The sequence below is a fragment of the Pseudoclavibacter sp. CFCC 13611 genome, assembly GCF_008831225.1.
In the GTDB taxonomy this organism is placed as follows: Bacteria; Actinomycetota; Actinomycetes; order Actinomycetales; family Microbacteriaceae; genus Pseudoclavibacter_A.
The window spans coordinates 208,073-233,279 of sequence record NZ_WBKE01000001.1 but is presented as its reverse complement, the minus strand read 5'-3'; the positions used below and the strand labels follow the sequence as shown (position 1 = coordinate 233,279).

The 25,207-nt window shown below is 65.0% G+C and carries 22 protein-coding genes; 2 read left to right on the top strand and 20 right to left on the bottom strand.

What is annotated here, in order from left to right; translation table 11 throughout:
- Window positions 1–42 precede the first annotated feature (42 nt).
- Complete coding sequence (locus F8O08_RS00965; protein ID WP_158038523.1) at window positions 43–288, bottom strand: hypothetical protein; 246 nt, start codon at window positions 286–288, stop codon at window positions 43–45.
- A 330-nt stretch (window positions 289–618) separates the two neighbouring features.
- On the opposite strand from F8O08_RS00965, the gene F8O08_RS00960 reads away from it, so the two are divergent.
- Complete coding sequence (locus F8O08_RS00960) at window positions 619–1,152, top strand: GNAT family N-acetyltransferase (protein ID WP_158038524.1); 534 nt, start codon at window positions 619–621, stop codon at window positions 1,150–1,152.
- Here F8O08_RS00960 and F8O08_RS00955 read toward each other — a convergent pair.
- The 13 genes from F8O08_RS00955 to F8O08_RS00895 all read right to left on the bottom strand — a co-directional run bounded on the left by F8O08_RS00955 (window position 1,047) and on the right by F8O08_RS00895 (window position 17,031).
- A complete protein-coding gene (locus F8O08_RS00955) occupies window positions 1,047–1,697 on the bottom strand; it encodes a hypothetical protein (RefSeq protein WP_158038525.1) in 651 nt (216 codons plus the stop codon). The two genes, F8O08_RS00960 and F8O08_RS00955, sit on opposite strands and share 106 nt — an antisense overlap.
- Window positions 1,698–1,861: 164 nt before the next feature.
- On the bottom strand, window positions 1,862–3,484 hold the full coding sequence (locus tag F8O08_RS00950) for an ABC transporter substrate-binding protein (protein ID WP_158042334.1): 1,623 nt from the start codon (window positions 3,482–3,484) through the stop codon (window positions 1,862–1,864).
- A 100-nt stretch (window positions 3,485–3,584) separates the two neighbouring features.
- On the bottom strand, window positions 3,585–5,285 hold the full coding sequence (locus tag F8O08_RS00945) for a dipeptide ABC transporter ATP-binding protein (RefSeq protein ID WP_158042333.1): 1,701 nt from the start codon (window positions 5,283–5,285) through the stop codon (window positions 3,585–3,587).
- Window positions 5,282–6,163, bottom strand: a complete 882-nt coding sequence (locus F8O08_RS00940) for an ABC transporter permease (RefSeq protein WP_158038528.1) — start codon at window positions 6,161–6,163, stop codon at window positions 5,282–5,284. Before F8O08_RS00940 ends, F8O08_RS00945 begins: the two co-directional genes overlap by 4 nt.
- Window positions 6,160–7,245: an ABC transporter permease gene (locus tag F8O08_RS00935; protein ID WP_158042332.1), complete on the bottom strand. Its 1,086-nt coding sequence runs from the start codon at window positions 7,243–7,245 to the stop codon at window positions 6,160–6,162. Before F8O08_RS00935 ends, F8O08_RS00940 begins: the two co-directional genes overlap by 4 nt.
- Window positions 7,245–8,291 (bottom strand): LLM class flavin-dependent oxidoreductase, encoded by a 1,047-nt coding sequence (locus F8O08_RS00930; RefSeq protein ID WP_158042331.1) that lies wholly within the window; start codon window positions 8,289–8,291, stop codon window positions 7,245–7,247. The genes F8O08_RS00935 and F8O08_RS00930 overlap by 1 nt, the downstream gene beginning before the upstream one ends.
- Window positions 8,292–8,460: 169 nt before the next feature.
- Window positions 8,461–9,048, bottom strand: coding sequence for a CE1759 family FMN reductase (locus F8O08_RS00925; RefSeq protein ID WP_192496924.1), 588 nt, complete (start codon window positions 9,046–9,048; stop codon window positions 8,461–8,463).
- Window positions 9,049–9,254: 206 nt separating this feature from the next.
- Window positions 9,255–10,247: a PLP-dependent cysteine synthase family protein gene (locus F8O08_RS00920; protein WP_158038532.1), complete on the bottom strand. Its 993-nt coding sequence runs from the start codon at window positions 10,245–10,247 to the stop codon at window positions 9,255–9,257.
- A complete protein-coding gene (locus F8O08_RS00915; RefSeq protein WP_158038533.1) occupies window positions 10,240–11,622 on the bottom strand; it encodes an NtaA/DmoA family FMN-dependent monooxygenase in 1,383 nt (460 codons plus the stop codon). Before F8O08_RS00915 ends, F8O08_RS00920 begins: the two co-directional genes overlap by 8 nt.
- A gap of 69 nt (window positions 11,623–11,691) precedes the next feature.
- A complete protein-coding gene (locus F8O08_RS00910; RefSeq protein ID WP_158038534.1) occupies window positions 11,692–12,984 on the bottom strand; it encodes an LLM class flavin-dependent oxidoreductase in 1,293 nt (430 codons plus the stop codon).
- Window positions 12,985–13,226: 242 nt separating this feature from the next.
- On the bottom strand, window positions 13,227–14,255 hold the full coding sequence (locus F8O08_RS00905; protein ID WP_158042330.1) for an LLM class flavin-dependent oxidoreductase: 1,029 nt from the start codon (window positions 14,253–14,255) through the stop codon (window positions 13,227–13,229).
- Entirely contained in the window at window positions 14,252–15,319 is a 1,068-nt protein-coding gene (locus F8O08_RS00900; protein WP_225733523.1) for an ATP-grasp domain-containing protein, read from the bottom strand. Before F8O08_RS00900 ends, F8O08_RS00905 begins: the two co-directional genes overlap by 4 nt.
- 395 nt (window positions 15,320–15,714) lie before the next feature.
- On the bottom strand, window positions 15,715–17,031 hold the full coding sequence (locus tag F8O08_RS00895; protein ID WP_158042329.1) for an O-acetylhomoserine aminocarboxypropyltransferase/cysteine synthase family protein: 1,317 nt from the start codon (window positions 17,029–17,031) through the stop codon (window positions 15,715–15,717).
- A 272-nt stretch (window positions 17,032–17,303) separates the two neighbouring features.
- On the opposite strand from F8O08_RS00895, the gene F8O08_RS00890 reads away from it, so the two are divergent.
- A complete protein-coding gene (locus F8O08_RS00890) occupies window positions 17,304–18,563 on the top strand; it encodes an acyl-CoA dehydrogenase family protein (RefSeq protein WP_192497677.1) in 1,260 nt (419 codons plus the stop codon).
- 7 nt (window positions 18,564–18,570) lie between these two features.
- Here F8O08_RS00890 and F8O08_RS00885 read toward each other — a convergent pair whose 3' ends face one another.
- The 6 genes from F8O08_RS00885 to F8O08_RS00860 all read right to left on the bottom strand — a co-directional run bounded on the left by F8O08_RS00885 (window position 18,571) and on the right by F8O08_RS00860 (window position 25,203).
- A complete protein-coding gene (locus tag F8O08_RS00885) occupies window positions 18,571–19,791 on the bottom strand; it encodes a M20 metallopeptidase family protein (RefSeq protein ID WP_158042327.1) in 1,221 nt (406 codons plus the stop codon).
- Window positions 19,792–19,794: 3 nt separating this feature from the next.
- Window positions 19,795–20,457, bottom strand: a complete 663-nt coding sequence (locus F8O08_RS00880; protein WP_158038539.1) for a methionine ABC transporter permease — start codon at window positions 20,455–20,457, stop codon at window positions 19,795–19,797.
- Window positions 20,458–20,459: 2 nt separating this feature from the next.
- Window positions 20,460–21,548, bottom strand: a complete 1,089-nt coding sequence (locus tag F8O08_RS00875) for a methionine ABC transporter ATP-binding protein (RefSeq protein ID WP_158038540.1) — start codon at window positions 21,546–21,548, stop codon at window positions 20,460–20,462.
- A gap of 123 nt (window positions 21,549–21,671) precedes the next feature.
- Complete coding sequence (locus tag F8O08_RS00870; protein ID WP_158038541.1) at window positions 21,672–22,580, bottom strand: MetQ/NlpA family ABC transporter substrate-binding protein; 909 nt, start codon at window positions 22,578–22,580, stop codon at window positions 21,672–21,674.
- A gap of 248 nt (window positions 22,581–22,828) precedes the next feature.
- On the bottom strand, window positions 22,829–24,145 hold the full coding sequence (locus F8O08_RS00865) for an NtaA/DmoA family FMN-dependent monooxygenase (protein ID WP_158038542.1): 1,317 nt from the start codon (window positions 24,143–24,145) through the stop codon (window positions 22,829–22,831).
- Window positions 24,142–25,203 (bottom strand): hypothetical protein, encoded by a 1,062-nt coding sequence (locus F8O08_RS00860; RefSeq protein WP_158038543.1) that lies wholly within the window; start codon window positions 25,201–25,203, stop codon window positions 24,142–24,144. Before F8O08_RS00860 ends, F8O08_RS00865 begins: the two co-directional genes overlap by 4 nt.
- Between the last annotated feature and the right edge of the window lie 4 nt (window positions 25,204–25,207).

Sequence of the window (25,207 nt, the reverse complement as noted above, 5' to 3'; positions counted from 1 at the left end):
CTCTCGTCACATTGCGCCTGATCGCGGCCCACGAATGGCCGATCAGTCTTCCGGGTGCTCGACGAGGTCGATCACCCTCTCGTACTCCTCTTTCGCCTTCTCGAGCTTCTTTTCGGCCTCTGACACGGCGCGCCTCTTCAGACGGGTGGCCTCTGCCTTGAGCTTCGCGGCCGCCGCGTTGGCAGATTTGCTCTGTTCTTTCAGCTCGTCGGCATGGGCGCGTGCGACGCGGAACTCTTCGAGAACAACTTCATAAGTGCGGTCTGGATTCGCGGGTCTGCGTGCCATCTTCGGGTCTCTCATTCGTCGGGGGATACTGGTGAGTTTTCGGACACTGAACATCTTACGAGATCGTCTTCCCCCGCATCGCCATTCATTCGTCTCCGGGGCAGGGCCGATCATGATCTGATGTGCACAGAGTCCGCCGGATTCTTCTCGAAGGCTGAACGTCTGGTGCACCGGGCGATGCACTCGTTGAACCCCGTATGAGGACAGACTGTTGCACCCAAGGACCGCAGCATGTCAGCCGACCGGCAGGTCATGATAGGCCCTGCGCATGTGATCGAACCGCTCTCATCGCGACGCCGCTCGGGCAGATCGTGCAGTACGCTCTCTGATATGTCAGAGACCTCGCTGTCGCCCCGTTCCCTTGCCGACGATGCGACTCTTCGCGACGCCACACCCGCCGATGTTCTCGGCATTCTTGACCGCATCCGCGACCTTGCAGCGTATGAGAAAGAGCCGAACGCCGTTCGGACCACCGCAGAGCAGCTGCACGCCGCATTGTTCGAAGCCGACGCTCCGGCTCGTGCACAGGTGATCGAGAAGCACGGAGACGTAATCGGCATCGCGATCTGGTTCCGATCGTTCTCGACATGGACCGGCCTGACCGGAATCTGGCTCGAGGATTTGTTCGTCGTGCCCGAAGAACGCGGGCGGGGATACGGACTCGCCCTGCTGGTCCATCTCGCGCAGCTCGCCCAGCAGCGAGGATACGCCAGAGTGGAGTGGACTGTGCTCGACTGGAACGAACCGTCGATTCAGTTCTACCGTTCGCTCGGGGCGGTTCCGATGGATGAATGGACCACCCAGCGACTCGACGCGGCTGCGATATCTCGAGTCGCAGCGTTGTCGACGATCCCGTCGGCATAGTCACGGGGGCGTTCGCGTTCGATGAATGCGTCCTCCTGCGCACTCCATCGCGCCCAATGCGGCGCATACAGTTCACCGTCACGTCGCAGTGCCCGGATGCGTCGCTCGCTGGTCGGCGCCTCGACCCAGAACGCGACGTCTGCGAGACGACGTGATGCGCACGTGAGCGAGCCGACGCCCTCGACGATGAGCCGGACGTCAGCAGGCACCACATGGATCGGCCCGGGGCGGTTCGTCGCCCAGTCCCATTGTCTCCAGCGGCCTGGTCGACCTTGGGCACGGGGCTCGAGCAGGTCGGCGCGCACATGATCGCTGGCCCAGCGAAGGCCGTCCCACCCCGGATAGACGTCGTCGAGGTGCACGACCGAGCACACAGAGACCGGTGCGGCGCCCGCAGCGGAAGCATTCACGTCTGAGGCCACCCATGCAGCTCTCAGGGCGGCAGCGAACGAGGTCTTGCCACTGCCTGATCGACCGTCGACGAGCACCGTACGCATGCCGTGACGCACCAGACTGCGGGCCAGTCGCGAACACTCGTCGGGCATCCTGCTGCACTCCTCAGGCGAAGGGATTCTCGGCACCAGTCTACGAGGGACACCGAGCGGCCCGGAGACCGGTCACCGCGGCATCGCTGCCGTCAACGACAGACGGCCGTCGGCGCAGCTGCTGCTGCTGACCGACGGCCGTCTGCACCGTGCGAGCGCTTCGCTCAGTTCGCCTTGTAGGCGTTCACGAGCAGGTCGAGACGTGAGTCTGCCCCGAGCGAGACGCCATGCACGCTCTTCGTGGTGCCGAGCACCGTCGTGAGCTCGTGCACAGGAACGAAATGATGCTGCTCGATCAGCGCCTTCTGCAGCGACTTGATCTCAGCACTGCGCTGCGCCTGATCGCCGATGCTGACCTGGTCGAGCAGTCGCTGGTTGAGCTCAGCGTCGTCGACCGGCCAGTTGCTCGTGCCTGCGCTGCTGAAGTCGGTGCGCAGCACATCGCCGTCGACGCGGGAGAGGTTGCGCCAGGCCACCTCGTAGTCTCCTGACTTGATCGTCTCCTGGAACTCGGGCACGGTGCCGCTGATCTGCACCGAATCGATGCCGACGGCCTTCAGCTGCTGCTGCAGCAAGGCGATGCTGTCAGCGTTCGGGCCGAAGTTGTTGATGTACGAGATGCGGAATTTGAGCTTCTGCCCGTCTTTCTCACGGATCCCGTCGGAGCCCTCGGTCCAGCCGGCCTGTTCCAGCACCTGTTTGGCCTTCTCGGGGTCGTGTGCCGGGATCACCGACGAGGCGTCTTCGTGATCCTGTGTGGTCTGAGACAGCACGCTGTCAGCGACAGCGAAGTGGTCGTTCAGCGCTCCGTCGCGAATCTCCTGGGCGTCGACCGCGTAGCCGACGGCCTCTCGAACGCTCTCGTCGGCAATGACCGGCTGGTGTTCGTTGAAGTAGACGCCGAAGACCGTGCCCGGGTTCGCACGTTCGACCGTGTTGTTCGAGGCGGCAACGGTGTCGATGTCGTTGGGTGCGATGCCGCCGGCCACATCGAGCTGACCGCTCGTCAGGCCGCCGGTGCGGTTGCCGCTCTCCGGCACGACAGAGAACTCGACCGCGTCGAGATGAGCGCCAGTGGTGTTGCCACGCGATGCGGGTGCCCACGTGTAGCCGTCGCGTTTGGCGAGCGTCGTCGACTGATCTTTCGTGTACGACTTGAGGACGAATGGCCCTGAGCCGGCGATGTTCGTGCCGGCCGAGCGATCGGCGAAGGGAACCGTCAGCGACTTGTCTGAGACGATGCCCAGTGTCACGGTGGCTGCATTTGAGAGGAAGGAAGCGTTTGGCTTGGCGAACTTGACGACCGCCGTATGCTCATCCGTCACATCGGTTCCGGTGTAGCTCGCCAGATAGCTCGCCGCAGATGACGCGGCCCCGGCTGCTTTCGCGTCGTCGAGGTTCGCCTTGATCGTCGTGGCGGTGAGCCGACTTCCGTCTGAGAAGGTGACGTCGTCTCTCAAGTTGAAAGTGAACTCCGTTGCGTTGTCGTTCACCGAGTATGACTTCGCCAGCCAAGGCTCGATCTCTTGGCTATCCGGATTCTGATAGACCAAAGAGTCATACACCTGTCGCGTCACGTACCAGGTGTCGTTGCCGTTGCCGACTCCGGTCGGGTTGAAGCTGATCGGATCGTTGCCGATCGCGAATTTCAGGGTGCCCCCGTCGACCGGCCCGGCGTCGTTCGACGAGGTTCCTCCCCCGCTGGCGCACCCGGTCAGCGCAAGGGACAGCGCCAGCCCCGCCGCGGCAGCGGCGATGAGGGCTCTCTGAGTTCGTTTTCGTGACATCTTGTCTCCTGTTTTCTTCCTGTGCGGTGGCGAAGGTCATCTGTGCTTCTGCAGAGCGGCGCTCGAGGCCGATCCGGGCCCACGTCTCTGGGCGTCTGGTTCAGCTCACGGTCGCGCGAAAGGATCGTCCCGGTATCGCGTCGAGAAGCTCTCTGGTATACGGATGCTGCGGCTGGTCGAAGATGCGCTCGGTCTCTCCGCTCTCGCGAATGCGCCCTGACCTGATCACCGCAACCTTGTGAGCGATGTCTCGCACCACGGCGAGGTCATGCGAGATGAACAGATAGCTCAGTCGATGCTCCTGCTGCAGATCGATGAGCAGATCCAGGATCTGCGCCTGAACGGTGACGTCAAGTGCCGATACCGGCTCATCGAGCACGATGAGCGCCGGTTCGATGGACAGAGCCCGTGCGATGGCGATTCGCTGCCGCTGTCCCCCGCTCAGCTCACTCGGCGAGCGGTCCAGCACTGTGCTCGGCAGCGCCACCTGATCGATCAGCTCTGCGGCTCTCACTCGACGAGAGGCGCGACTGCCGATGCCGAACGAGGCGAGCGGCTCGCTGACGATGTGCGAGATGCTCATGCGAGGGTTCAGGGCGGCGTACGGGTTCTGCTGCACAACCTGGATACGACGGCGAAGCTGACGCAGCCGTTCTCCCCGCCACTGAGCGATGTCCGTGCCATCGACGATGACCTCTCCTGAGGTCGGCGTCTCGAGCCGAAGTGCGATACGCCCTGTGGTGGTCTTGCCCGAACCGCTTTCGCCGACCAGACCTGTGGTCTGCCCGCGAACGACGCTGAGGCTGAGATCGTCCACGGCCCGGAAGGCCCCGGCGCCGTTCGGCAGCTCGTACTCCTTCACGATGTGCCTCAACTCGAGTGCCGACGCATTCTGGGGCTGCTGCGCGCTGTCGTGCGTCTCGGAGGTCGCGTCCGCATCCGCACGGCTGCGCACCCGCGTCGCTCGGCGCACCGCGTGCAGACTCGGAGCGTCGGCGATCAGCTGACGCGTGTACGGATGCTGCGGATCATGCAGCACCTGCTCGGGCGAACCGTCTTCGACCAGTTCGCCACGGCGCAGCACGAGAATGCGGTCGGTGCGATCGGCGGCGACGCCGAGATCGTGAGTGATGAAGAGCTCGGCGAGATCGGCTTCGGCCACCTGGGCATCGAGGTGGTCCAGGATGCGCTTCTGCACGGTCACGTCCAAGGCGCTGGTCGGTTCGTCGGCAATGAGCAGGCGCGGCCCGGCGATCAGACCGATCGCTATCAGCACTCGTTGGCGAAGCCCGCCAGACAGTTCATGCGGATACTGTGAGGCTCGGAGCTCCGCATCGTCGATCCCGGCATGTCTGAGCGCGTCGAGCGCCGCCAGCCTCGCTCGGTCGCGGGGCTGCAGGTGATGCAGTCTCAGCACTTCTGCGACCTGCTCGCCGACACGCAAAACCGGGTTCAGCGAGACGGTCGGATCCTGCGGCACGAACCCGATGTCACGGCCGCGAATCGCATTGAGCACTCGGTCTTTCGCACCGAGCAGTTCCTGCCCGTCGAAGACGACGCTGCCGCCGTCGATCTGCAGGTTTCGCGGAGGCAGGCCGATGACGCATGAGGCGATGGTCGACTTGCCCGAGCCGCTCTCGCCGACCAAGGCGACACGCTCTCCGGCGTGCACGTCGAACGAGACCCCGCGCACGGCCGCGACCGGGCCACGGCTCGTCTGGTAGCTGAGCCGAAGGTCTCTGACGCCCAGCAGCGGCTTCGCTGCAGCGTCGTGACGAAGCGCTGAGGATTCCTGTGTCATGAGGCTGTCCTGTCGTTCAGCGCATTGGCAATGCGGTTGGCCGAGAGCACCGTGGCGACGATCACGAGGCCTGGAAGCGTCGACAGCCAGCCCTGTGCCGCGAGAAAGTCGCGTCCCTGACTGACCAACGCACCCCATTCCGGGGCTGGTGGAGTCGCACCGTAGCCCAAGAAGCTGAGAGCGCTGATGGCCAGAATCGCCGATCCGAACTCGAGCACGCCCAGCACGACGACTGGTGCGATGGCGTTCGGCAGAACATGCAGCAGCAGAATCCGCCCCCAACGGGCTCCGCCGGCGCGGGCCGCCTCGATGTACGGTGACTGCTTGACCTTGAGCACCTCTGCCCGCATCACGCGCGAGACCGACGCGATGCTCGTGACGCCCACGGCGATGGCCACATTGACCGTTCCGAAGCCCAAGGCCACGATGACGGCAAGCGAGAGAAGCAGATTGGGAATCGCCAGCAGGACATCGGCGATGCGCATGATGACCGCGTCCGTCCGGTGCCCGACGAAGCCGGCCACAAGCCCCAACAGCGTGCCCACGATGAGTCCGAGAGCCAGTGCGATCAGCACGGCCTGCAGGGTGAGACCGGAGCCATGCACCACCCGGGTGAACAGGTCTCTGCCCAGCTGATCGGTGCCGAACCAATGTGTGAGACTCGGAGGCCTCAGCTTCTCAGAGACCTCGCCCGTCAGCGGGTCGCCCGGTGCGATCACCGCAGGTGCGACCGCCGAGACGAGCACCACGAGCAGCCAGGCCAGAGAGACGATCACCGTGGGGCTGGCCGCCCAAGAGGTGCGCAGGCGCTGCCAGACGCCGAATGCGGGCGTTGTCGCTGCATTCGCAGCAGAAGTCGTCACTGTCGATGTGCTCATGCGTGGGTCGCCTTCACCGCGAAGTCGGTCTCTGCGTCGCTGCTCACTTCGCCTGGTTGCAGCGAGACCGTGTCGGGGGATGCGGCGACCGCAGCTCCGGACGCTCCGGCTGGCGAAGCACTCTTCCTTCGACGCGCAGTCGACCGCGCTCCGATCGACGCGCGCAGGCGAGGATCGATGAGGGGGTAGATCAGGTCGACGACGAGGTTGGTCAGGGTGTACAGCAGCGCTCCGATGAGCACCGCTCCCAACACCACCGGGATGTCTTGACTCGTCACAGCCGACGCGATGACGCGGCCGAGACCCGGCCGTGAGAAGACCGTCTCGGTGACGACGGTGCCGCTGAACAGCTGGCCGACGACCAACCCGGTGATCGTCAGAACCGGCAGCAGCGCATTGCGCGAGACATGGCGAAGAAGCACATAGCGATGACCCGCGCCCTTTGAACGTGCCGTGGTCGCAAACGGCTGACGCTGCACATTGATCAGCGACCGGGCGAAGACCTGCGCGACCATGGCGCCGGTCGGCAGCGCGAGCGTCGCAGCGGGCAGAATGAGCCCGGCCAGGCCTTCGGCGTTGAACGCGGGAAAGATCTGCCAGCGGAACGAGAAGAGCTGGATGAGCACCAGTCCGAACCAGAAGGCCGGAATCGAAACGCCCAGGCTCGGCAGCCCCAGCAGAATCTGCGAGAGCCAGGACGTGCGCGTTCCCGCTGCCCAGAGACCGAGGCCGAGGCCGAACACCAGGGCGAGCACAAATGCGAAGGCGGCAAGCTGCAGCGTCGGGCCGATCGCCGAGAGCAGAATCGCGACGACGTCTCTGCTCTGCTGCACCGAGAACCCGAGGTCTCCGGTCAACAGGCTGGTGAGATGATGCCAGTACTGCACGATGAGCGGCTGGTCGAACCCGTACTGCGCGGCGAGCTCGGCACGCTGCGCTTCGGTGACGTCGCCGGCATCAGTGCCGAGCAGCAGAGAGATCGGGTCGCTCGGCAGCGCATAGAGCAGAAGGAACGCCACAGTGTAGGCCACGAAGATCACCAGAAGCGCCTGGCCGAGACGACCGAGAATGAACCGCGGCATCAGTGTGCCTCCCAGCCGAGCAGCGGCAGCACGCGTTCGCGAATGTCGGTGAGAATCTGTCGGTACTCGGCGAGTTCGAAGCCGTATGGCAGCGACACTCGCAGCTGCGTCGACCCGTCGAAGACCGGGTCTGCGGCCAGTCGTTCGGCGATCTCTGCAGCCGAACCGTGCAGGTCGCGCGCGATCAGCGTGCGCCGGGCTCCATGGGCCACGTGTGTGCGCGCCTCGCGTGAGGAGGCGAACTCACGATAGTGCGCGCGCTGCTCGGCCGAAGCGGTGTCTGTCGGCAGCAGCACGCGTTCGACTGCCACCGAGCGCTCTCGACCGAACGTCGTTTCCGCCGCTGCGCGTCGGAAACGACGAACCCGAGCGAACTGCGACGTTCTGAAGTCTGCGTCGCCCTCGGCATCGGTGAGGTTGCCGAGAAAGAGGTTGAGGCCGTGCTGGGCGGCCCAGTCGACTGAGCGGTTCGACCCGCCGCCCAGCCAGACTGGGCGATTCGGCCCGGGAATGTTCGGCTGCACGTGCGGTCGCTCCTCGATGCCATACGGCGTCTGCAGCCCCTGGTCGCTCAGGGTTCTGCCCTCAAGCGCCTCCAGGAATCGGGCGATGAGTTCGTACGCGTCGGTCTTCGGGTCTGCGTCAGGTCGGTTGAGGTCGGCGAGCAGGTCGGCGTGCGGCGCCGAAGAGCTCACGCCGATGTGCAGACGGCCCGCTGCCAGGGCCCAGACTGTCGCGAAGTCTTCGGCCAGCCGAAACGGAGTCTCGAACCCGAGCGGCACGACGTTCGACTCCAGTGTGATCTGACTCGTGCGCTCTGCAGCGGCGCCCAAGAAGGTCAGCGCCGATGAGATGCCCCGCTCCAAGTGGCGCTGGCGCACGCCGACGGTGTCGAATCCCAGCTGCTCGACGAAGGAGATGAGCTCGAGGACCTCTCTGAGCCCTGTGACTGGGTCATCCGCGGAATATGACCCCGCAGTGATCACGCCCGCCACCGGTACGGTGCCGGTGCCGGCTGAGTGATCCCGCTGCTGATCTGCTGTCATCGTCGTTCCGTCGTTCGTCTTTCTGTGCGCTCTGAGTTGTCGAATGCCTCGTCATGTTATGCAGGCGCCCCGAGTCGACGTTCACCGAGTCGCAACACTGCGACACAGTAGACGTCATGGTGCAGCCCGGATCGAGCCGCAAACGACGCAGACACCAGCGAGCGGAGGCTCAGCCGAGTGCGACCGCAGCAGCCTCGGGCACACGGTTCAGACCGCCGTCAGCCGCCGAAGCGCCCACTGCGAGCGTCGAGGCAGCGCGGTCGATGCGCTGGAGCAGCTGCGTCGACACCGCCTGATAGTCGACGAAGTCGTCACCGGTGGCATAGACGCCGATGGGCGAGACATTGGCGTTGAAGTAGGTGAAGAGCGGTCGCAGCTCGTAGTCCACGGTCAGCGAATGCCGCTGGCTGCCGCCGGTCGCGCCGAGAATTACCGGTTTGGCGGTGAGGGCGTAGGGGTCGACCAAGTCGAAGAGGTGCTTGAACAGCCCCGAGTAGCTGCCTTTGAACACCGGCGACACAGCGACCAGCAGATCGGCATGCTCGATGCGCCGCACGGCATCCTGCAGCACCTCGGTCGTGTGTCCCGTGATCAGAGACCGCCCGATCTCTCCGGTCAGCGCGGCGACCTCAATCGTCTGAACGTCACCGCCGTGATGCTCGACCAGCGAGGCTCCGATGGCCTCGCCCAACGCCGTGGTCTTCGACGGGGTGCTCAGCGTCCCCGAGACGATCACTGTATGAGGGCTGTTGGGCATGGAGAACACCCGACCTTTCTCGGATCTGACTGTCCGGTCTGTGGGGACGGCCTGGCCACTGCCCGGTCGAACGACAACCGAACCTGCGTGATCAGTACCCCTGCGAGCAGAATCTACCGGTGCTCGCGCCCGCCGATGCATCGTGTGTCAGAGTGTGACTCCGCTGCTCCCTGCCTCGTCGTCGAGAGACCACAGGTCGGATCGCCTCAGTCGAACAGCGGTGTGGACAGGTAGCGTTCGCCCGTGTCGGGCAGAATGACCACGACAGTGCGTCCGCGGAACCGCTCCTGGCCCGCCAGCTGCGCCGCGGCCCAGAGCGCCGCTCCTGACGAGGTGCCCACCAGAATGCCTTCATGAGCACCGAGTTCGCGGGCGGCCGCATAGGCGTCGTCGACCGCGACCTCGATCGATTCGTCGACGAGGTCGCGGTCGAGCGTCCACGGCAGCGTCTCTTCGTCTTCGCCCGAAATGCGATGCACGCCATCGATCCGATGTGACGGGTGCGTGTGCTCAGGTGTGGGGACCGACTCCCAGGTGGGCTCGACCAGCACCACATGCAGATCGGGGTTGTGCTCGCGCAGGAACGAAGCGGTGCCGCTGAGGGTGCCTCCAGTGCCTGCCGACGCGACCAGCGCATCCACCTGACCCGCCGTATCGCGCCAGATCTCAGGGCCGGTGGTGCGCCGATGAGCCGCAGGGTTCGCGGGATTCCTGCTCTGGATCAGCTGCACACCCCGCTCCGTCTCAGCAGCGATGCGGTCTGCTTCGTCACGGCGGGCGGGGCCGGTTGCGAACTCGTCCTCGTCGAGGATCACAACCTCGGCGCCGTATGCGCGCACCAGCCTCGCCCGTTCCGCACTGACCGCAGACCCCATGACGATCTTGACGCGGTATCCCTTCACCGCTCCGACGGCGGCGATGCCGATGCCGGTGTTCCCACTGGTGAGTTCGACGATGGTGTCTCCGGGGCTGAGATCGCCGCGCCGCTCGGCATCTTCGATCATCGAGAGCGCGATGCGGTCTTTTGCACTGCCTGCCGGGTTCGCGCGTTCGAGTTTTGCCAGCAGACGCCCGCCCAGACCGTGCAGCCCCCGATAACGAGAGAGCTCGACCAGCGGGGTGTCACCGATCAGCTCGAGGATGCTGCCTCGGATTCGATCGGCAGCATCGACCGCTGCGGGTCCCGGCCGCTCAGGCATACACTGCCGGAGCCTGCTCTCCGCGCTCGGGCACCGGAATCCCAAGGTTCGAGCGGAGTGTGGTGCCCGCATACTCCGTGCGCAGTGAGCCGCGTTCCTGCAGCAGCGGAACGACTTTGTCGACGAATTCGTCGAATCCGGACGGAATCACCGGCGGAGCGATGACGAACCCGTCGGCCGCCCCCTGCTGCACGAAGTCATCGAGTGCGTCGGCGATCTGCTCCGGCGTCCCCACGTAGTCGAGACGGCCGTGCAGCTGTTCGAACGTCTCTCGGAGTGTCGTGCCGTGTGCATCGGCATAGGCGCGCAGCTCGGCGATCTTTGCCGTTCTGTCCCAGTGATAGGTGCGGCCGTTGACGAATCTCGGCGCGTCAAGGGCAGGGTCGAGGTCTGGCAGCGGCCCGTCAGGGTCGTAGTTCGACAGATCTCGGTTCCAGATCTGTTCGGCGAGCACCTGCACCGTCTTCGGCGTGTAGACCTGATGCCGGACTTCGCGGGCACGTTCCTGCGCCTCGGCTTCGGTCTCTCCCAGGACAAAACCGACCGAGGGCACGATTTTCAGATCGCCGGGGTGACGTCCGAACTTCACGAGTCGCTGCTGAATGTCGGCATAGAAGCGCTTGGCCTCACCCGCCTCGTGGAACGGCGAGAAGATCACATCGGCGTTGGCGGCGGCGAAGTCGCGGCCGTCATTCGAAACGCCGGCCTGCACGATGACGGGCCGTCCCTGCGGGCTGCGCGGCACCGTGAATCGGCCCTCGACGTCGAACTGCTCACCGTGGTGCGCGAAGGCGCCGGCCTCGGCCGAGGCCAGGAACCGCCCCGTCTCTTTGTCAGCGACGATCGCATCTTCGGGCCAGGAGTCCCAGAGCTGCCTCACGGTCTGCAGAAACTCCTCGGCCCGCTCGTAGCGCTGTTCGCGAGGCAGGTAGCCGCCGCGTCGAAAGTTCGCACCGGTGAAGGCGTCGAACGAGGTGACGACGTTCCACCCGGCCCGGCCGTTCGAGACCTGATCGAGGCTCGCGAACTGACGCGCGAGTTCGTAGGGCTCGTTGAACGTCGAGTTCAGCGTGCCGATCAGACCGATGTGCTCGGTGACCGCGGCGAGCGCCGCCAGCACGGGAATGGTGTCTGGTCTGCCGACGATGTCGTGGTCGAACAGGGCGTCACCGTGCTGTCGCAGCGCGAGTCCCTCGGCGAGAAAGAAGTAGTCGAAGAAGCCGCGTTCGGCGGTCTGGGCGACGTGTTCGAAGGTCTCGAACTCGATCTGGCTGCCCGCACCGGGGGCTTCCCAGAGCGTGTGCTCGTTGACCCCGCCGACGTGTGCGGCGAGGATGATCTGCTTGCGTGGTGTGGAGTCTGACGGAGTGCTCATGATGTGCTGTTCCTCTCGAATGCTGCGGTGGAAGGGTGTGTGGCGTGAGTCGTGATCGCTGGGCAGCGCTCAGTACAGTGCCGTCTGCGGAGCAGGCGAGAGGTGCGACGGCTGGCCGGCATAGCGGCTGGGCACGTCGGTCGGCAGCCCCAGCAGAGAGCGCAGCGTCTCATGTTCCGGGTAGGCGTCACGGAACAGCCCGCGGCTGCGCAGCTCGGGCACGAGCACGTCGACGATCGCCGGCAGGTCGTCGGTCACGACTCCCGGTCGCAGACGCACACCGTCGTAGCCGGCCTGCGACAGCGCACTGATGAGGTCGGCCACCTCGGCTGCCGATCCCGTCACGATGCGCGCATCGCTGCGCAGAGCACGACCCTGTGCGTCCAGTCTCTGCAGACGAGCTGACCCCGTCTCTCCGACGGCAGAGGCCTCGTCGAGCAGGATCACGAGATCGGCATACACACGCAGCGGCTCGCCGCCGCGCTGCGTCTCACGCTCAGCCGCTCGCACCGAGGCGAGCACCTCTTCAGCGGTACCCGACCCGCCTGCGGCACCAGCCTCCGCATCGGGCGTGGTGAAGATCACGTCGGCCTGCTGCGCGGCGAACTCATACGGCACCTGCGCATGCGCGAGCGATGCGACCACCGGCTGCCCCTGCGGCGGGCGCGGCGTGATCGACGGCCCGCGGATGCTGAACGCCTCGCTCTCGAAGTCGATGGTGTGCAGCTTGTCTGCATCGATGAAACGGTCGGTCGTGACGTCTCGGATCTCGGCGTCGTCTTCCCAGGAGTCCCAGAGACGGCGCAACACCTCGACGAAGTCGGCCGCCTCGTCGAACGCCTGACGCACGGCGGTGTCAGCCTCGTCGCGAAGCTGATCGACGGTGTCGATGCGTTCGAGCGCGGCGATGAACTCCTCTTCGCGCCGGCCCACATGCGTGATCTCGTCGTGACGCAGCGAGAGCTTCGGCTGCACTCCTGCGCGCCCCCGGCTCGTGAAGTCGAGGGTCGCGATGGCCTTCGAGATGTGGAAGGGCTCGGTGAACGTGGTCGTCGCCGTCGGAATCAGACCGATGTGCTCGGTGACGGGTGCGAGCCGCGAAGCCAGCACGACCGCGTCGAGACGCCCCCGCACTTCGTCAGTTCGCTCGTCGGGGCGCAGCCGGTCAGACGACTGCAGAGCGAGCGAATCCTCGATCGTGACGAAGTCAAGAGCTCCCCGCTGGGCGATGCGCACCAGATCAAGCCAGTAGCCGGCGTCGAAGAGCTCGGTCGGCCGAGAGCTGGCCTCACGCCACGCCGCCGGGTGCCAGCCGGCGCCTTCGAGTGCGACGCCGATGTGGATGAGATGGGTTTCGGTCATGTCTGCGGCCTCCTGAATTCGTCACCGCGCTCGAGGCCGTGGGGTGGACCTCTCGACGACGGTGAGCTGCGCTCTGCTGCGTTCAGCGTAGGGTCACGACCGAGTCGTCTCACGTCGACCGGTAATGAAGGGTCAGAAGGCGTCACATTGTGTTATCTGCGGGCCCGGAACGGCATGTCACGACGACGCATGATCATGCGTGCAGCTGACTCGGCCGTGCCTGCGCCAGGGCGGCCGGCGGGTCAGCCCTGACGATCGACCAGGGGAAACACCTGCTCGGCGATGCGCTGCAGCTCGGGCAGAACGGGCGAGGCCTGAATGAGCAGGGTGTCGACTCCGGCCTCGTGAAAGGCCCGGATGCGATCGGCCACCTGCACGGGCGTGCCGATGAGATTCGGTCTCAGCCCCCGATTCGAGACGGAGTAGTCATGCAGACTCACCTGGGTGTCCAACTGCGATTTCGAGACGAAATCTCGGTAGGAGTCATACGCGGCGCCCGCCTGCACACGGGTGATCCGCTCCAGCTCGGCCTGCGCCTGCGCCTCGGTGTCTCGCACGATGACATAGGCCGCCATGCCGAAGTGCTGGAACGGCTGCCGGCCGACCTCGACGCGCCGCCGCTGCAGGTCTGCGATCTTCGCCTGCACCTCTTGGGGGGTGCCGCCGTGCACCAGATAGGCGTCAGCGAAGTTCGCAATGGCCTGCCGACCCGCCTCGCTCTCGCCTCCCGCGTAGATCACGGGCCGCTGCTCGGGCTTGGGCTCGAGAGAGGTGTCGTCGAAATCGAAGAAGCGGCCATGGTGCGTGAACGGGGTCTCACGCCACAGCCCGGTCAGCACATCGACATACTCCTGAGTGACCGCGTATCGGTGGTCGTGGTCTTCGAAGTCAATGCCGTATTGGCGGGCCTCTTCCTGCCACCAGGCCGACACCACGTTGATGCTGAGCCGATTGCCGGCGATCGCCTGAATCGTCGCGATCTGTTTGGCAGTCAGAGCGACCGGATGAAAGCTCGGCCGGATCGCCGTGAGAATCTCCAGACGATCAGTCGACGCCGCCAGAGCGGACGCGGTGGCCCAGGCGTCGAACGTCGGCCCGGAAGGCCCCTTGATGTCGTTCAGATACAGCTCTGGTATCAGGGTGAGATCGTAGCCGATCGTCTCAGCCGTCTGCGCGATCTCTTTCAGATGTTCCCAGGTGAGCGGGGTCTGTTCGTCCTCGACATTGCGCAGCCACCCTCCGAAGACCGGCGTCCAATAGCCGAACCTCATGCGTGCGCCCGTGACGCATGTCGCTGAGCCACGGCCTCCGCAGTGAGGAACTCGACCAGGCGGTCTGCAGCCGGAGTGCTAACGGTGAGCTCGACGGCGCTGTTGTAGTTCGTATTGGTGTTGATGTCGTAGACGACCAGATCGCCGTCAGCGGTCTCGATGAACTCCACCCCGGCCACCTCGATCCCGTTGTCGTCGAGAAAGCGAGTCAGCTGTTCGATCAGCGGATGTGACGCTGTGATCTCGGGGCGCACCGTGAAGGCGCCCGGCACCGCCGGCACGTCGCAGGCCGCACCCGCCAGAGCAGGCAGTTCCTCGGCCGTGTCCTGGGACGGAATCTCACATGCATCAGCGGGGCACAGCTCGAACGATCCCGCAGAGGTGTCGACCCGCACCGCGTAGTGAAAGCGCCCGCCGATGAACTCGGCTCGCGTGATGAACGGCTCGGCCGAGCGTACGTATTCCTGCAGCAGCGTGATGCCGTCCACCGGTTCTTCGTACTCGTCGCTCGCGATGTAGGAGGCGAACTCTGCGTGACTGTCGAAACGCCGGACGCCGAGCCCTTTGCCGCCTTGATTGTGCTTCGTGATGAACGGCGTCTGCAGCTGTGCAGCACGAGCGCTCAGGTCACCGCGGTCGAAGACGGCGACGGTCTGCGGCACGCGGAACCCGGCCCGGGCCAGCGCAAGGTACTGTCGCACCTTGCTGACTTCGAATTCGAGCACCGACGAGCCGTTGATCACCCGTCGCCCGTACGACTCGAGCCACGCGAGCACTGCGCGACCGTACTCCTTTGCGTGCTCGTGCCCACGACTGTGCGATGAGGCGCTGAGTCTCGACCAGAACACGCCTTCAGGCGGCTCGCGGTCGAGATCGATCGACCCGTCGGTCAGCAGCCATTCGCGGAAGGGCTGACCCGCCCGTGCGAAGGCCGCAGCGAACGGCGGGATCCACTCTGGGTTCTCATGGATAACGAAGATCTCTGGTGCTGTGCTGACGTCTGCGCCCCGCTCGGCCGAGGTTTCAAAGCCTTCCGGCGAATTCGTGTCATTGAGCAATGTCATGCTGGGTTCTCCTTCACAGATGAACGGGGGGGGGCTTGGTCAGACGCGCCAGGAGGCTGTCTCGCGCGCAGTTCGCAGATCGGCGACGAGGTCGGCGGCGACGCGTCCGGTCGCCAGGAGCTCGTGCGCGACCTCGACCGCCGTCCGCGCGTTCGCGTCATCGTGCTGACGCCCGAAAGCCGACAGCGCAGTTCCCGCGGGCCGTCGTGCTCGCTTCGGGCCAGAGCCGACGGATGCAGGCCTCTGGTTCGAGCGGAGGGCGAGCATGCTCACCCGTTCGGCCGCAAGACCGCTGAGTCATGACTCTTCTCTCTGTTGCACGGCTCATTCGCACACGTCTGAGCACTGTTGGGTGAAGTCGAATCTAGCAACTCGGCTTCACCCCTCGCTCCGTATTACCGATCGTGACGGCCGTGGTCGGCTTCGTCGATCGACGAGAGGGCCTGCGACAGGTCGGCGATGATGTCTTCGACGGTCTCGAGCCCGACGCTCAGTCTGATGAGCCCGGGGGTGATGCCGGCCTCCACGCGCTGCTGTTCGGTCAGATTCCGGTGAATCGTCGAGCCGGTGTGAATCGCGAGCGTGCGCAGATCTCCGATGTGCGTCATTCGCGAGACCAGCCGCAGCGCGTCGTAGAACCGTGCTGCGGCATCCACCCCGCCGGCCAGATCGAACGAGACCACGGCACCAGCGCCAAGCGGCAGCAGTCTCTTGGCACGTTCGTGCCACCGGTTCGACGGAAGCCCGGGGTAGTCCACACTCGACACTGCCGGATGCGTCTCGAGATACTCGGCGATGCGCTGGGCATTCGCAACCTCTCGTTCGATGCGCAGCGACAGCGTCTCGATTCCGAGCAGGAGCAACGAGGCGTTGTGCGGCGAGAAGGACTGCCCGTAGTTGCCCACCACGCCGAAGCGCAGATAGGCGGCGAAGGCGGAGGTGCCGTACGCCTCGACGTAGGACGGTCGGTCTGGCCGAATTCGAGCGGTCAGGTGTCTGAACGCGTCGGCATGCGCACTCCAGTCGAACGTGCCGCCGTCGATCACGGCGCCTCCGATGATGTTCGCATGCCCGCTCAGCCACTTCGACGTGGAGTGCACGACGACGTCTGCGCCGTGTTCGATCGGACGAGACAGGTACGGAGTCGCAACGGTGTTGTCCACGATCAGCGGCACACCGTGCGCATGAGCGATCTCGGCGATCCGCGGCAGATCGACGATGTCGTTCTTCGGGTTCGGGATCGTCTCGGTGTAGACCGCGCGAGTGCCGTTGGTGAAGGCCTGCTCCCAGACGTCGTCACTCGCCTCCGCGTCGACGAAGCGCACGGTGATGCCCTGTCGTGAGAGTGCGTCTCGAAAGAGCACCTTCGTGCCCTCGTACAGGCTCGACGTGGCGATGAACTCGAACCCCGAAGAGACCAGTGCCAGCAGCGTGCCGCTGATCGCAGCCTGTCCGCTGGCCAGAACCACCGCATCCGTGCCGCCCTCGAGGTCGGCCAGACGCCGTTCGACGACGTGATTCGTGGGGTTGCCGGTGCGTCCGTAGAAGTCTCGTGGGTCGACGTGCTCGAAGTGACGTCTGGCGTCGTCAAAGTCGGCGAACGCATACCCGGCGGTCTCATAGATCGGAGTCACTCGCGCGCGGTAGTCGCTGTCGAGCTCCTCCCCGGCATGAATCTGCCGTGTCTCGAAACCGAACTTCTCTTGCGCCATGACCAATCCTCTCGTCGCCGAATGCGACTGCTGCGTGCGTAGAGTCTCGCAACGGCAGCGACACGGCAAGCACGGGCTTCATGCACCGTCATGTGTGCACCCGCCTGCTGACGACGCAGCGTCTTGAGAAACCGGCCGGCGTCACAGTCGGACATGCAGGTCGGTCTCGCGAATCGGCCGCCTACGCTGAGACCTGCCAAGACGCAGCATGCGCCCAGGGCTCGATCAGAGCGCCATCGGGTGCTCTGCCTCATCGACTAAGGATGTCCGCCGTGCCCCTCGAGCGCCCTCACCGCTTTGCCTCCCCGCCCACCGCCCAGAAGAGCTGGAGCCCGCAGGCCGGCAGTCGAGTTGACAACGCGATTCGGCGGTTCGCACCGGAGTTCGCCCAGATCAAGTCGACTGCCGCGGCACGCGAGACCGAGGGAGAACAGCCTGACGCGGCCATCGCCGGCCTGGTCGAGCAGGGCTTCGGTCGCCTGAGCGTTCCGCGGGAGTTCGGTGGCGACGGCCTGCTGCCCTCTGAGGTGCTCGCCGTGCTGGTCGCTCTCGCGCGCGCCGACTCGAATATCGCCCATGCGTTCCGCCCTCACGTCAACGCGATCGAAAGCGCGTTCCTGAGCCAGGACGCAAACACCAACTGGATCTACGCGCAGGCGGCACAGGGGCGAATCTTCGGCTCTGGATCGAACGAACGGCATGGCGCCGTCTCACGGGTCAGCAGCACCATCACTCGTTCGCCGTCGGGCGATCGCGTGCTCAACGGAACCAAGTACTTCACCACCGGGTCGCTGTTCGCTGACTGGACGAGCGCAAGCGGCGTCACCGAAGACGGCACCGTCGAAGTCTTCTTCGTACCGACCGATGCTCCCGGCGTCACCGTTCATCCGGACTGGGGCGGATTCGGCCAGCGCGGCAGCGGCAGCGGGTCAATCACCTTCGCTGGGGTGCGACTCAACGAAGCGACCACACGCAGGGTGGAACAACAAGCCACCGGCGTTCAAGAGGTCATCTTCGCATTCTGGCAGCTGGTTCTGCTCGCCGTCGAGGTCGGCATCGCTCAGTCGGCCGTCGACGACGCCGTCGCGTATGTGCGTGCGCGTGACCACAACTTCAGCCACGGTCTGTCGGCAAGTCCGGCTGAGGATCCAGTGATTCAGAGCGTCATCGGAGAGGCCTCGAGTCTGGCCTTCTCAGCCGAAAGCGCCTTTGCACACGTCACCCGTCTCTACGACCAGGTGCACGGCATCCCCACTGACTCCCCCGAGTACCCTGCCGCGCTGACCCGACTGAGCCTCTCGGTCTTTCAGGCGCAGGCGGTGATCGTCGACGCGACGCTCGCAGTGACCACCAAGATCTTCGACGTCGGCGGCGCCACCGAAATCGAACGGCGCTCTGCCCTCGATCGGCACTGGCGAAACGCCCGTACCGTGGCACAGCACAATCCCCACCGATTCCGCGTGCGTGAAGTCGGCAGCACACTGCTCACCGACTCGGAGCCAGACTACGGCTGGGGCCGCCCCGGCCAGTGAGACGCCGTCACTGATGCACTCTGCGCCAGGCCAGCGTCGCCAGAGCTCGTGCCGCGTCATCGATCACGCTGTCGTCGAAGACCGCGCGAGCCGAGTGGTTCGAAGCGGGTTCCGGCACATCGGCTGCGGCGGCTCCGAGCATGAAGAACACGCCGGGCACTCGCTGCAGCACATACGAGAAGTCCTCTGAGCTCATCAGCGGCTCGTCGAGCGTCGACACTCGATCCCGCCCGAAGGCCTCGCCCAGCCAATGAGCGACGTTGGCGGTCTCGGCCGAGTCGTTGACGGTCGCAGGATAGTGCGAGGTGACCTTCACCCGACTGGAGAGTTCCGCCGGTGTGGTGACGTCGTCGACGATCTGACGTGTGAGCTGCTCGACCACGCCTGCCGATTCTGCCGAGAGAGTTCGCAGCGAGGCGCCGAACCCGGCGGTGTCCGGAATGACGTTGCGCACAGAGGAGCCGCACAGTTGCGTTGGGGAGAGCACGATCGGTTCCAGCTCTCCACTGCCGAGGCGCACACCCTGCGAGATCCGTCTGCCCGCCCGAGTTGCATCGTCATCGGCCTCTGCGGCGGCCACCGCGGCCCGTACACGAGTGACGATCTCGCACAGCGGACCGACCGGGTCGAGGGCGTTCCACGGCGCTGCGCTGTGCCCTCCTCGCCCGACGATGTCGACGAGCAGTGAGTTCGACCCGGCCATGATGGCTCCTTCACGCAGCAGAAAGCGTCCGCGCGGCAGATCTGTCCACACATGCAGGCCGTAGGCGGCGACCGGCAGCTGCCCGCTCGCCTCCAGCACGCCCTCGTCCAGCATCCGCTCGGCACCGCCCGGCCCTTCTTCACCGGGCTGGAACATGAAGACCACGCTGCCGTGCAGCCTCTCTCGGTGCGCAGCCAGCCGGCGGGCCGCGCCGATCAGGGCGGCCATGTGCAGATCGTGCCCGCACGCATGCATGGCCCCGTTCTGCGAGGCGAACGGCAGCCCTGTGCTCTCGCGAATCGGCAGCGCGTCCATATCTGAGCGCAGCAGCACCGTCGGCCCGGGGTGGGCCCCATGCAGAACGGCGACCACCGAGCTCAGCGACTGCCCGCACGTCACGCTGACCGGAAGGCCCGACAGCTCGGCCAACAGCACCGTCTGAGTCTGAGGCAGGTGCAGACCGACCTCGGGAACGCGATGAAGCGTACGTCGCAGCTGCTGCAGCTCACCTGTCAAGACGGCCACCGCTCACCGCCGGAGCACGCGCTGCGCGAGCCAGTTGCCGAGCAGCTGGCCGATCTGCACGATGACCACGATGACTGCGACAGTCACCCAGGTCGCCTGCTGGTTGAACTGCTGGTAGCCGTAGAGAATGGCGAAGTTGCCGAGACCGCCGCCGCCGATGTACCCGGCCATCGCCGACATGTCGACCACTGCGATGAACATGAACGTATAGCCCAGAATCAGCGGGGCCAGAGCCTCGGGAATCACGATGCCGAACAGAATTCGCGTCCGTGGTGCGCCGAGTGCCCGGGCCGCCTCGACCAGCCCCGGGTCGACCGCGACGAGGTTCTGCTCGACCACTCGGCCGATCACGACCGCCGCCATGATGACCATGGGCACGATCGCAGCCTCGGTGCCCAGTGTCGTGCCGACCACCAGCTTCGTGAGCGGACCGACCGCGGTGAGAAAGATGATGAACGGAATCGGTCTGACGATGTTGATGATGAAGTTCAGCACGGTGAAGATCACCCGGTTCTCGAACAGGTTTCCCGGACGAGTGGCATACAGCACCGCACCGATGATCAGACCGGCCACGCCGCTGATGACCAGGGTCACCACCACCATGTAGATCGTCTCCTGCAGAGACTGCAGCAGCACCGGCCAGAGAGTCTCCCACTTGCCGCCCATGATCAGTTCCCCTTCTCGACGCGCGCCGGATTGTTCAGCCCGCTGTTCGTGATGACTGAGAGTTCCTCAGGCACCAGCACCCGAGCCTTCGTCGTCTGCTGCAACTCGTCTGCGATCGCCTCAGCCGTGGCCTGATCGGTCAGCAGCCGGTAGGTCAGCGTGCCCAGCGGGCGCCCGGCGACATCAGTGATTCCGCCGAACACCACTGAGCGCTCGATGCCGTGGCCGCGGAAGACGCTCGCGACCTCTTCGCCGGTGACCTCGGCGTTGATGTCCACGCTCAGCAGCTGCCCTCCCCCCGCTGCAAGCTGTGTGAGTGTGCGCCCCTGGGGGGCACCCTGCACGACAGACGACACCAGACGCTCGGTCAGTTCGCTGGACGGGTTCGCGAAGACCTCGTACGCTTCGCCGCTGTCGACGACCCGACCATTCTCCATCACGACCACTTGGTCGCAGAGTTCATGCACGATCGAGATCTGGTGGGTGATGATGATGATCGTGGTGCCCAGCTCTTGGTTGATCTGCCGCAGCAGCTCGAGAACCTCGACCGTGGTCTGCGGGTCGAGTGCGCTGGTCGCTTCGTCGGCCAACAGGATCTCCGGGCTGGTCGCCAGCGCTCGAGCGATTCCCACGCGCTGCTTCTGGCCGCCGGAGAGTCTCCGCGGGTATTCGCCGGCCTTGTCCGAGATGCCGACGAACTTCAGCAGTTCGTCGACACGTTCGGCGATCTTCGCCTTGTTCCAGCCGCTCAGCTTCAACGCATACTCGACGTTGCCCCGAACGGTGCGCGACGTGAAGAGGTTGAACTGCTGAAAGATCATGCCGACGCGCTCACGCAGTGCACGCAGCTCGCTCTCGCTGGCTGTGCCGACATCCGTGCCCAGCACACGGATGCTTCCGCCCGTGTTCTTCTCCAGCCCGTTGATCAGTCTGACGAGCGTCGATTTTCCCGCACCCGAGTAGCCGATCACGCCCACAATCGATCCGGCCTCGACTTTCAGCGAGACTTCGTCGACGGCTTTCACCTGCTGGCCCTTCTTGGGCCCAGGGAACACCTTGGAGACGTTGTCGAACTCAACAACTGTTGTCATGTTCTACACACCATTTCTGCACCGGCGACACCGGAGTGCTGATCGAAAGGCGTTGCGGTGTCGCCAGAGATCTGACTGGCGACACCGCAACGCCCCTGAGTCATCAGGCTTCCGCCGAAAGCCCTACTTGGTTGCCTTGAGCTGATCCTGCAAACGTGTCAGCTCATCCTGCAGCTGGCTCGGAGTCCATTCCGCCTTGAACAGCAGGTTCCCCTGGTTCAGCTCGGTCACTGCCGCCTCGACCTCCGGTGAGTGGTAGGCGTCGACCAGCTTCTGCCACCTGGGGTCGTCTTTCTTGTCATCTCGAGTCACGAACGCGTTGATGTACGGAGCCAGTTCAGCGCTGTTGAGATCTTCCTTGAAAATGATGAGCTCATCGCCGAGCCCACCCTTCTGGGCCTGCGTGTTGTTCACGATGGCGGCCTGGGCACTCCCGTCTTTCAACGCGGCCACGGTCTGGTTGCTGTCGACCGGCTTCAGCTCGACCTTCGAGGTCTCTATGTCTGCAGGAGTCGACAGTGCGTTGCCTCCGTCTTTCAGCGTGAGCAGCCCCGCGCGCTGCAGGTTGAGCAGGCCGCGGGCGAGGTTCGTCGGGTTGTTCGGGATCGCAATCGTCGAGTGCTCAGGCAGCTCGTCGACGCTCTTGTACTTCTCGCTGTAGAGCGCCAGCGGATAGACCGCTGTTGCGCCGACCGGGACCAGCGTGCCGTTGTTGTTGACGTTGAACTGCGAGAGGAAGATCAGATGCTGAAAGAGGTTGACGTCGAGCTCGCCGTCCTGAACTCCTTGGTTCAGCTGCACGCCGTCGTTCAGCGTGCGAACGTCGAGGTCAATGCCCTCCTCCGAGAGCTTGTTCTTTAGAACCGTCCAGTGCGGCTCATTGCCGTCGTCGGTTCCGATCACGATCTTCTGCGTGCCGTCCGCACTGTCGCCGCTTCCACCCGCCGAGCAGCCCACAAGCGCCAGCGAGCCGATCAGGGTGAACGCGACACCGGTCGCAAAACGGCGGAGAGAGAGTTTTGTGTTTGTCATGTTGATGATTATTCAAACTTCGCCAGCGGGTGCGACCCGTGGCGTCGCACTCGTTCGCATCAGGAAAGATCTCGTCATGTTGTGGCATTTATGCGAACTCTGTGCATATCGGCAGGCCCTGCAGAAGGCCGAGCAGATCAGAGACGAAGACGGGTGCGCAACGACGTTCCGTTCCTCCGTCGTTCCGCACCCATGACATCTCTGACAGATGTCTCACTCGTGCCGTCGCCCTCGTCACACGCTTCGACTCAGTCGAGCAGTGTGTGCGCTCCGAGCCGCTCTCGCAACGTCTGGGCGTGGTACTCGCGCTTGAAGATGCCTTTGCGCTGCAGCAGCGGCACGACCTCGTCGACGAACTTCTCGAGGCCGGCGGGAAAGCGATCGATCATCAGGTTGAAGCCGTCTGCCGCGCCTGCCCGATACCAGTCTTCGATGTCGTCGGCGATCTGCTCCGGGGTGCCGACGATGATGCGTGCGCCGTAGCCGCCGAACTTGCGAAGAACGCCGCGCAGCGAGTCGTTGTTGTCTCGAATCCAGTCGAGGAAGGTCTCTCGGTAGCCAGCCGACGCCACATGCGCGGATTCGTCCACAGGGCGATGGAGGACGTCGTCGGGGATCGGCTCGTCCAATGGCAGACTGCTCACATCGGCTTCGAGAATCGCGTTCAGAGAGCCGATCGTGTAGGAGTCTGGCACAAGGCTCTCGAGCTCGTCGTAGAGCCTCTCGGCCTCGGCCTGTGTGCTGCCGATGACGAGCGAGAGCCCCGGAACGATGTTCACTGAGTCAGGATTGCGCCCGTAGGCCGCAGCCCGATCGCGCACGTAGGCACGGTGATCGATCGCCCCCTGCTTCGTGAGCTCGACCGCGAAGACACCGTCAGCGAAACGTGCCGCGAGATCTCTTCCTTGGGCAGAGCCGCCCGCTTGGAAAAGCACGGGATGCCGCTGAGGGGAATGCGGCAGGTCAAGTCGGCCGACGACGTCGACCAGCTCTCCGTGGAAGTCCACGCTCTGGTCGGTGCCGCTGGTCTTCCAGAGACGGATCACGGCCTCGGTGAACTCCCGCGCCCGACGGTAGCGAGTCTCACGATCCGGGTTCTGAGCGACTCCGAAGTTCGCTGAGACCTTCGGACTGTACGTCGTGACCACGTTCCAACCGATTCTTCCGCCTGCCACGATGTCGGTGCCCAACACCCGTGCGGCCAGCTCCAGCGGGTCGTTGTATGTGGTCGACGCGGTCGCCACGATGCCGAGGTGCTCGGTGCTCGCCGCAATGCTCGCCGCCAGCGCGAAGGGCTCGTTGAGCCCCAACGGCCGCGGGTTGGGGTTCTCGCCGGCTGGGTGATCGGCGAAGAACGCCGCATCCAGACGGCCGCGCTCGGCGACGGCTGCGAGGTGGTTCCAGAATCCCGGTGTGATCTGATCGTCAGGCACCACATCCTGCACTCGCCAGGCGGCAGGGCGCTGTCCGTACCCCTGCAGATTGACATTGAGTATCAGGCTGCGTGCATGGCCGTACTTGTTCGGTACGTCATCTTCGCTGAGCGTGCGCTGGACGTCACTCATTCGTGCACCTTCGTCTTGGTCGTCGAGAGGGGGTCGGTGGAGGTCTGCTCTTCTGAGAACGGGCTGGGACGATCGCTGAGATCTCTCGACCGCGGTGCGAACCCCAAGCGCTCGCGCAGGGTGCGCGCTCCCGTCTGCGGACGTTCCGGAAGCAGTGCGGTCAGCACGCCGGCCGCAGACGTCGCTGCGAGGCCGAGCCTGCTCGTTACTTCGATCGCCACGGCAGCCACGTGCGTCTCGCCAGAGATGGCGTCGAGCAGCGCAGCCCAGCTGTCGAGCACGGAGCGAACGTCGCCTTCGTCGCCTGCGGTGAGAACGGGTATCACCGCCAGCGCCCCCCGTGCGGCTGACGCCCAGTCGTCGAGCGTTCGCACAGGCAGCACCAGAACTTCGGCAGCCGGGAAGTCATCGGCAGGGTCGGCTGCCCACGACGCGAGCACAGGCTCTCCCTGCACGCTGGAGGGAATGCCCAGGGGGCCTGCCACCGAGTACACTCCCGAATGGTCAATGGCTCGGATCTGCTCGCTCCGGCCGAATACTCCACTCTGCCGATCTGCGATGAGCAGGTCACGCGGATAGCTGTTCCAGAGATCACGCAGGACCTCGGTGAAGTCAGCCGTCGTTCTCGGCCCCGTCAGTTCGGAGGTCCAGGCCGCGGGCACCGGCGCCGGTGTCAGGACGTCGTTGTGGGCCACGACCACGCCCAGCGCTCCGCCAGTGAGGTTGTCAGCCGTCAGCAGACGTCGAGCGGCGTTGTACGGATGATCGTGCTCGGGAGTCTGCGCGACGAACACGCCAAGGGCATGATCGCTGGCGAGACTGATCGCCAGACTCGTCGGATCCAGACGTGGGGCCTCCGGCGGCGCTCCTGAGCCGGAGAGCCGCTCCGCTCCGAGCACTGCGAAATCGATACGACGGGCAAGTGCCTGCACCGCCCTGCGCTCGCCCGGTGCGGCTCCGGGGACGAGCGAAAGCGCCGCATCGCCGCTGAAGGCGATGCCGAACGGGGTGGAGGCGAGCAGGCGGCGCAGCGTGTGCTCGCTCTGTTCAGAAGTCATCAGG

Bases quoted from the DNA above. Each gene is read 5' to 3' on its own strand.
- F8O08_RS00965 (WP_158038523.1), bottom strand. From the start codon at position 288: ATGGCACGCAGACCCGCGAATCCAGACCGCACTTATGAAGTTGTTCTC.
- F8O08_RS00960 (WP_158038524.1), top strand. From the start codon at position 619: ATGTCAGAGACCTCGCTGTCGCCCCGTTCCCTTGCCGACGATGCGACT.
- F8O08_RS00955 (WP_158038525.1), bottom strand. From the start codon at position 1,697: ATGCCCGACGAGTGTTCGCGACTGGCCCGCAGTCTGGTGCGTCACGGC.
- F8O08_RS00950 (WP_158042334.1), bottom strand. From the start codon at position 3,484: ATGTCACGAAAACGAACTCAGAGAGCCCTCATCGCCGCTGCCGCGGCG.
- F8O08_RS00945 (WP_158042333.1), bottom strand. From the start codon at position 5,285: ATGACACAGGAATCCTCAGCGCTTCGTCACGACGCTGCAGCGAAGCCG.
- F8O08_RS00940 (WP_158038528.1), bottom strand. From the start codon at position 6,163: ATGAGCACATCGACAGTGACGACTTCTGCTGCGAATGCAGCGACAACG.
- F8O08_RS00935 (WP_158042332.1), bottom strand. From the start codon at position 7,245: ATGCCGCGGTTCATTCTCGGTCGTCTCGGCCAGGCGCTTCTGGTGATC.
- F8O08_RS00930 (WP_158042331.1), bottom strand. From the start codon at position 8,291: ATGACAGCAGATCAGCAGCGGGATCACTCAGCCGGCACCGGCACCGTA.
- F8O08_RS00925 (WP_192496924.1), bottom strand. From the start codon at position 9,048: ATGCCCAACAGCCCTCATACAGTGATCGTCTCGGGGACGCTGAGCACC.
- F8O08_RS00920 (WP_158038532.1), bottom strand. From the start codon at position 10,247: ATGCCTGAGCGGCCGGGACCCGCAGCGGTCGATGCTGCCGATCGAATC.
- F8O08_RS00915 (WP_158038533.1), bottom strand. From the start codon at position 11,622: ATGAGCACTCCGTCAGACTCCACACCACGCAAGCAGATCATCCTCGCC.
- F8O08_RS00910 (WP_158038534.1), bottom strand. From the start codon at position 12,984: ATGACCGAAACCCATCTCATCCACATCGGCGTCGCACTCGAAGGCGCC.
- F8O08_RS00905 (WP_158042330.1), bottom strand. From the start codon at position 14,255: ATGAGGTTCGGCTATTGGACGCCGGTCTTCGGAGGGTGGCTGCGCAAT.
- F8O08_RS00900 (WP_225733523.1), bottom strand. From the start codon at position 15,319: ATGACATTGCTCAATGACACGAATTCGCCGGAAGGCTTTGAAACCTCG.
- F8O08_RS00895 (WP_158042329.1), bottom strand. From the start codon at position 17,031: ATGGCGCAAGAGAAGTTCGGTTTCGAGACACGGCAGATTCATGCCGGG.
- F8O08_RS00880 (WP_158038539.1), bottom strand. From the start codon at position 20,457: ATGGGCGGCAAGTGGGAGACTCTCTGGCCGGTGCTGCTGCAGTCTCTG.
- F8O08_RS00875 (WP_158038540.1), bottom strand. From the start codon at position 21,548: ATGACAACAGTTGTTGAGTTCGACAACGTCTCCAAGGTGTTCCCTGGG.
- F8O08_RS00870 (WP_158038541.1), bottom strand. From the start codon at position 22,580: ATGACAAACACAAAACTCTCTCTCCGCCGTTTTGCGACCGGTGTCGCG.
- F8O08_RS00865 (WP_158038542.1), bottom strand. From the start codon at position 24,145: ATGAGTGACGTCCAGCGCACGCTCAGCGAAGATGACGTACCGAACAAG.
- F8O08_RS00860 (WP_158038543.1), bottom strand. From the start codon at position 25,203: ATGACTTCTGAACAGAGCGAGCACACGCTGCGCCGCCTGCTCGCCTCC.